The 6,647-nt window shown below is 56.0% G+C and carries 2 protein-coding genes; both read right to left on the reverse strand.

Going from position 1 to position 6,647, the window contains the following annotated elements:
- The coding region (locus AB7F49_RS36875; RefSeq protein ID WP_428532159.1) for a glycosyltransferase family protein at window positions 1-2,728 on the reverse strand (2,728 nt) is incomplete at its 3' end.
- A 264-nt stretch (window positions 2,729-2,992) separates the two neighbouring features.
- Window positions 2,993-6,088: a glycosyltransferase gene (locus AB7F49_RS36880; protein WP_428532162.1), complete on the reverse strand. Its 3,096-nt coding sequence runs from the start codon at window positions 6,086-6,088 to the stop codon at window positions 2,993-2,995.
- Window positions 6,089-6,647: the final 559 nt, after the last annotated feature.

Genomic DNA, 6,647 nt, shown 5'->3' on the forward strand with positions numbered 1-6,647 from the left:
TTTCGCGCTGTGCTGATGTTAATGACGAGCATATGTCGGCATGTCGTTCGATAGCTTTCTTTACCGCAATCTGTAGGCAATAGCTGTCGATCAGCGAGATTGCCGCTCCGTTTTCGTCGAATCGGATGACATTCCGCGCCATGCTCCCGGGTTGGTCGAAAAGTGCGCGAACCGGCACTCGGGTCCGACTGGTAAAGGCACGGGCCATCTCGTCATCGCCTACAAAAGCGATGTCGAACCGATCAATTTCGCCCGGCGCGACGTCGGCAGGCGACCCGAGCGCGATCAGTATATTGACCTGGTCATCGCGCAGCGTTGCAAGCTTGGCTTCGAGACCGGGTGCCGCAATGACAATCCTTACGTCGTCGCCTGCGCTGGATTCGTCGGCCGAGCGGCCCCCGATTTCGCGACGTGCGCGAATGAAACTCTGGCAGTCGACCGCAGATCTGATCGCGTCGATCAGGGCTTCGCGCTCTGAAGAGGGAAACGTCGACGCGATGACGATCCCGACGCGGTGACGGGCTTGGACAAGTTCCGAGAGCGCTTGATATACCTCCTGCGCGCGGCGCGTATAGGAGTGGCGGTGAAAGACGATCGACTTCAACTTGTCCGCCACGATCTGCCGCGCCGTATCGTTGCGGAGATAATGATTCAGGAGGTCAGTCAACTCAGCGCGCGACGACCAATGGGGTAAAAGCCCATCAAACGTCTCATCTGAGCCCACGCTGTTGTTGGTCAGAACGAGAGCTCCACTCGCAAGCGCGTCGAAGACACGGGAGTTGAGCGTGCCCCACTGCAGCGTCGTAAAGTTCGAGTCGTCGATGACGATCTTGGTGGAGGCATAGACGTCGGGCATTCGGCCATACGAGAGCGGTCCCCTGGAAAAGCTCGCGAGCGCGGGGACCTTCTCCCAATTATGCCCATAGATCGCGAAAGAGAAGGGTACTGACTCCGGATTGACAGCCGAAATAATATCCCGCGGCGACTGGAAATAGCTGCCCGTGAAACAATAATCGGATTGAAGCGAAGAGCAAAACTTGCCGCAGCTGAAACGGGTCGTGTTCGAAGCGATCCTGATGACTGGCGTCCGTTGGCCAAGGCGAACTCGCAGAGCCTGTGCAAATTTGGAGGACGAAGCCCAGATCTGGTCGAACTGCCGCGTCTGACGATTGCTTAACCAAAGATCGCACCAATTCCTTGCCCACCCGACTAGAACCAGATGCGGGTTCGCTGATTGAATGAGGGCAGGGTCGAAATCGTGACGCATCGCCACGACAATGTCGAAATAGTCGAGGTCGTACCAAAAGGCGTGTTCCAGATAACTGACATGCCAGCCGTATAGTCGGCTGAGTTCCGCGCCAAGTTCGCAAGCAGTTAAGTAGTCCCCCGCCTCTCCACTCATATCCACCGCAGTCACGGCGAATGCGATGCGGGTTGGCCTCGGCCTTAGCAATGGTGGCTGACGGAACATGTCAGCGATCATTTCCGAACGAACGAGGGCACCCGCGCGATTCTCCAGCCGGCGCAGATTGCGGCGAGTCAGTCTGAAATTTTCGTCATGCGACGCAGGGCGCAGCGGATCCGTTTGCCTCCTAGCGGCAAACTCGGTCATGCAAAAGTTCCGCTTTCCTAACCTCTGGCGCGCCATGAGGCAAAGATCGACGTCCTCAAAACCGTCCCGATAGCCTTCGTCAAATCCGCCGATTGACTCAAAATGTGTCCGGCGGATCATCATGAAGTCTCCGGAGACCACAGGAACTTCCCATGCATCTGCGGAAATTTCATCGTCCGCGCCAGCAGCCAAAATTTCATAAGGATTGAAAACTACGCCCGGCGCGCAATCATCCAGAGCGATTCCCAGATGATCCGAGTGGGCGTTGCTAACTCCCGGACCATCGGCGCCGGTCCGAAGGCGAACGCCCAAGAGGCAGCAATCGTCATGAGACATGAAGGCGGCCATAGACGGCAGCGCATCCGCGCAAAGTTCGATGTCGCTCTTCAGGAACATCAACAGGCCGCAGTCACTGGCTAAACGAGCGCCATAATTCCTGGAGGCCGCAATCGAAAAGTTTATTCGCCGCTCGATGAAAGTGATTGGCAGTCGCATCGCCCATCGTGCGCATACTAGCCGGGAGTCGTCGGTCGATCCCTGATCGATGATGAAGAACGTCATCGACTGGTACGAATTATGTTGTTTAACACTGGCGAAAAGCCGCTCCAGGCGCTCAGAGCCGTTCCGGTTGACGATCACGATCCCAATTTTAGGCTCCCGCTGCGCCAGCGAAAAGTCACGAGGCACCGACCTGTACCTCTTCCACAAAGCCCCGGAATTATTCGGCTGATCGGGATGAGGCGCGCCCGTTTGGACCAAACGGGTGCCATGCCGAAGAATGACGTCCTCAACTTTCTGCAAAGGGGAGCACGCGCCAACGGGGATCACCTCGATGTCGAGCACATCGACAGCGCGCAGATCCGTCGGGCACTCGAACTCGAATCCATGAAATCCTCGGGTTCCGAAGGCTTGCGCCAAGTCCGGCCTAAATGTATCGGCCGATGCCACATGAATGCAGACGCCTTTGAACCATAGACCGAGTTTCAGCGGGGTATCCGGCACGGAACGATTGATCGCCCAGCCTGCTAATACACCCCGATGGATCCGATCAAAGAACCCGATGACGCTGTCGTCCGAAGGAACGTCATCGCCCAATGCGGTGTCCCTGGCGGCCAAGCGGTACACCTCCCGATTTATTAGTTACTTCAACCTGCGATGTTCTACTAAAGCCAGTGGTGGAGCATGGTGGTAGGGTAATAGTGGTCGCCCAGGCCCAGCCTCGTAGTTTCTAGTTCATTCTTCTCCGCCCTTAAAAATTGGGCCTCCTTACGATGCTTCATCCACGTTCACTAGGTCGTATGCAACGCCCGTGTCGTTCTCGAACAGTCTCCATCCGCAAAGCTTCGAAATCTGCTCGGAGACAGATGTTATGGCCGCCGGTTATGGGGCGCAATCGCGCTTTAAAGAGCTTCGGTGTCTGCAGAGACTCTCGATCTCGGCGGCCAGGACGTTGATAGGCTCGTCCCAGGTCCAGAGCCGCGGCGTGCGATCGGTTTGGGGAGATGAAATAAAGCCCATCAACGCTTGCGCCGCAGCGGCTGGCGAATTGACCGTGGTCACGCCGAAGGCACGGTGAGCTGGAATGTCCGAAGCGACCACAGGGAGCCCCATGGCCAGCGCCTGGCCAATGCCGAGGTTATAACCTTCCCATTGCGAGAAATTCGCATAGGCGTCGGCGGCAGCATAGAGTTCCTCAAGCGCGGCGTCGCTAACGCCGGCGCGCACGTCGATGCCGCTGCGTCGCAGTTTGCTGTAATCGGCTTCGTCGCCCTTGCCGCAGAGAACGAAAACGACAGGCTTCGACGCTGTGGCAGCGTTCGCGCGGAGAGTTCGCAATGTCTCCAGAAAAAGATCAATGCCCTTGTAACGCTGCTCCGCAGCATGAAAACGGGCGACATTGAGCACTACAAAGCAATCATTCCATGCGTTTTCTGCACGGAGGCGCCGTCTCGCTTCCGCTTTGCTGTCGTCCCATCGTCCAAGGTGGGTATTGCCGAGCCGAATGACGGCATCGACGGGCGTCCGGCTCTCCATCTTGATCGCCTCGGATATTGTGTACACCCGCGCGGACATGTGGAGGCAAAAATCCTTTTCCTTCAGGATCTCACGACGCTCAGAGGCGTCCCTGAAGCGCTCTGGTGGCGGCTCGCCATGATCATAAGCAACCACAGGGATGGCGTGGCCGGCCCATCTGGCGATGGAATAAAATGGCGGCGTGTGGGCGATGATTACATCCACGTCGTTTTTGATGGCCCACCTCATCGCGAGCCGAGGATCGGCGACATCAAGACGGTGACATCCGGGATATTCAAAATCGTGATCCGACACTGGGCCGCCGATAGACACCCGATAGCCGCGCTCAATAAGCCCGCGAGCGTGTTCCGCCATAACAACAGGCACCCCGTACCCTCTCTTGTGCGCCGTGGAGAGCATCAGCACATGCAAAGGGCGGTCATCGTCGGGCGTCCACCAAGGTCGGCGGCGCGGGGCGAAAGAAGGCTGATAAGTCTCTTCCAAAGAAAGGTTTGGCGAATAGAAAGGATCCTCTTGAAGCAAAGATTTGTGCAGGCGCCATGCCTGAATGGCCTCGCATCGCGCACGCTGGCGCTTGGCGTCCGTATCGTCGAAGCCACGTGTCCTGCTCTCGTAGTGATAGAAAAGCGATTTGTGAACATAATAGTTGGTATAACCGTGCGCGTATAAATCAAGGCACAATACAATGTCGCCGAATGCAACCTGATAATCCTCCCTCATCCCTCCGATTTCGAGATATTTCGATTTGCGGATAGCGACGCACGCTCCTGTCACCGCTAAGATTTCCCGAGTGACATTTGCGAGGTTCTGATAACCGCCCTCTTCCTTCTGCAAGCCCAGATGGGCGTGAGCCGCGAGGCCCTGTATACCGACGACAACTCCACCATGCTGAACCGTGGAATCTCCGTAGAGCAGTTTGGGGCCAACGGCACCCGCATTAGGCAGCAGCGCGTAGGCAGCCAATTCTCGAAGCCAGTCGACAGAGATCGCCTTGGTGTCGTTGTTCAGTAGAATGACGAGCTCGCCCTTCGCATTCCGGACGGCATTGTTGTTTAGTCTCGAGAAGTTGAATGGGCCAGCGTCGCGCTGAACCACGATTTTCCCGGCCTCGGCGGCGGCGCTCAACCCGGCGACGCATTCAGAGTCGGACGATCCATTATCCACCACGATGATCTCAAGTTTTTCGCGCGGCCAATCGGTGACGTAAATGCTTTCAAGGCACTGACTGAGTAGATCCCATCGATCGCGCGTTAGGATAATGATCGACGCGATTGGTAGATCGTTCGGAAGCGAAGGCCGAGTGAAGGGCGGCGGGACAAGCGGAGCGACCTTGTTATGAAAGATGATATGCGGAATGGAAATGACGCGGGAGGCACCGGCTCGCAACGCGAAATCGATCAAATATTGCTGGGAATCGCCGTTCTCATCGAGAAGCGCCTCAGCCAGCGTTTTCGCGTCAGTCGCGTCGACGGAACGCATCGCGACCACTCGCCCCAGCAGCAGGCCTTGCTTGGCAAGCAAAGGCGAAAAAGCGGGTTTGAACCAGGGAGTGGAAAGGCTCTTGTCGGCGCCAATCTTGTCTTCATCGCCATAGGCCAGCACGGCGTCGGAGCCCTTTGCGAGGGCCTCTACGAGGAGGCGAATGCTGTGAGGCCGCAGCACGGCGCCAGCCCCGAAATGAACGATGATCGTTTCATTGATCCCGATGTCATCGTCGAGTGTCTGGATCCTCGGTTCTGACGCGAGGATCCGCAAAACGTGGCCAGGCATATCCGATCTGTGCAATTTGAATACGGCTCGCCAGTCGACGCCTATCAAGCATTCAAGGGATTCGAAGACGTCTTTCCAGGGTTTGAAGGAGCCTGCCTCGAACTCGACAATGATCAAGATCCTTGGGATTTCGGACGCCGTTTGAATGTAGTTCTGCAGGCTATCGCCATCAGGAGTGTCGAATTCCAGAACCCAGTCCTCGTGCTTTATCGGGACAGGGACCGGTGGAGGTAGCAAAGCGAAGCGATCCGGGCTCCGTTTTGCGGCCGACCGCGTGTATCGTCGGGCGGCTCCCTCGGAAATGGGCCTTACAATTGTCGCAAGTGTCCTAAGAAACCCGGATGCCAGCATATACTTAAGGGGGCGAAATGGCCGACGATAGGCCTTGAGCAACTCAGCTGACAGCCGGCTTATCGTCATTTGCTGTTGGCGTATCGTATCGTTTAATCGCTCACGTTCTGGACCCAAGGCTGCCACGGCGGCTTCAAGGTCCCACCGATCTGAATCGGCCTTGCGAAGTGCATCCATCAAACTGTTGCGATGAGTGCGCTCTGCCTCAAGATCCTTTTCGGCTTGCGCGCATCGTGCCGCTAGCTCTTCAAGACTCGCTGATGTTGATCCGAAGGGATTCGTCATCGTACTAAATTGATTGTTATGGGAGTTATCGTTCAAGCATTAGCCTCTTTTGATTTTTTATGAGAGTGATGGTGCATGATTATTTTGCCCTCATGCAGGGAGGCTGAATAAAATAACATAAGGCTGTTTGTAGCATCGTAGTTACGGTTTCGGATTGTGTCATCGCGCTTATAAGTCGTGTCTTCAAGACGCGGGCCAAAAGAAGAGGTGACCGCGTCATGAAAGGGAACGTGAACGCGGACAAAATCGATTACCCGAACTTGGGAACAGAACTACACGTGTAATCAAACATACCGCGAACATATATTTTGCGTTTTCCGACTTCGACATCAACAGCGAATTTTGCTGCATGAACCGTATGGCGATGTGCCAACAAGAGTTGTTGGTTCCTTAAAATTGGACCATCATGTTGCAACAACCGGCGGGACGAGCCAACGACGGTCCAATTTTCTGACCTATAACAGTTCTTGGCCTGCCCCTCATGACGATACCAGGGTCTAAGTTAGAACCCGGCCGTTGTTGGCCAGCATCGGGGCTGGCCGGAGCGCAGCGTAGGGCAGATCGGATGCTGGCGGCAAGATCGCTTCTGGAGCCG

Source organism: Pseudorhodoplanes sp. (assembly GCF_050250235.1).
GTDB lineage: Bacteria > Pseudomonadota > Alphaproteobacteria > Rhizobiales > Xanthobacteraceae > Pseudorhodoplanes.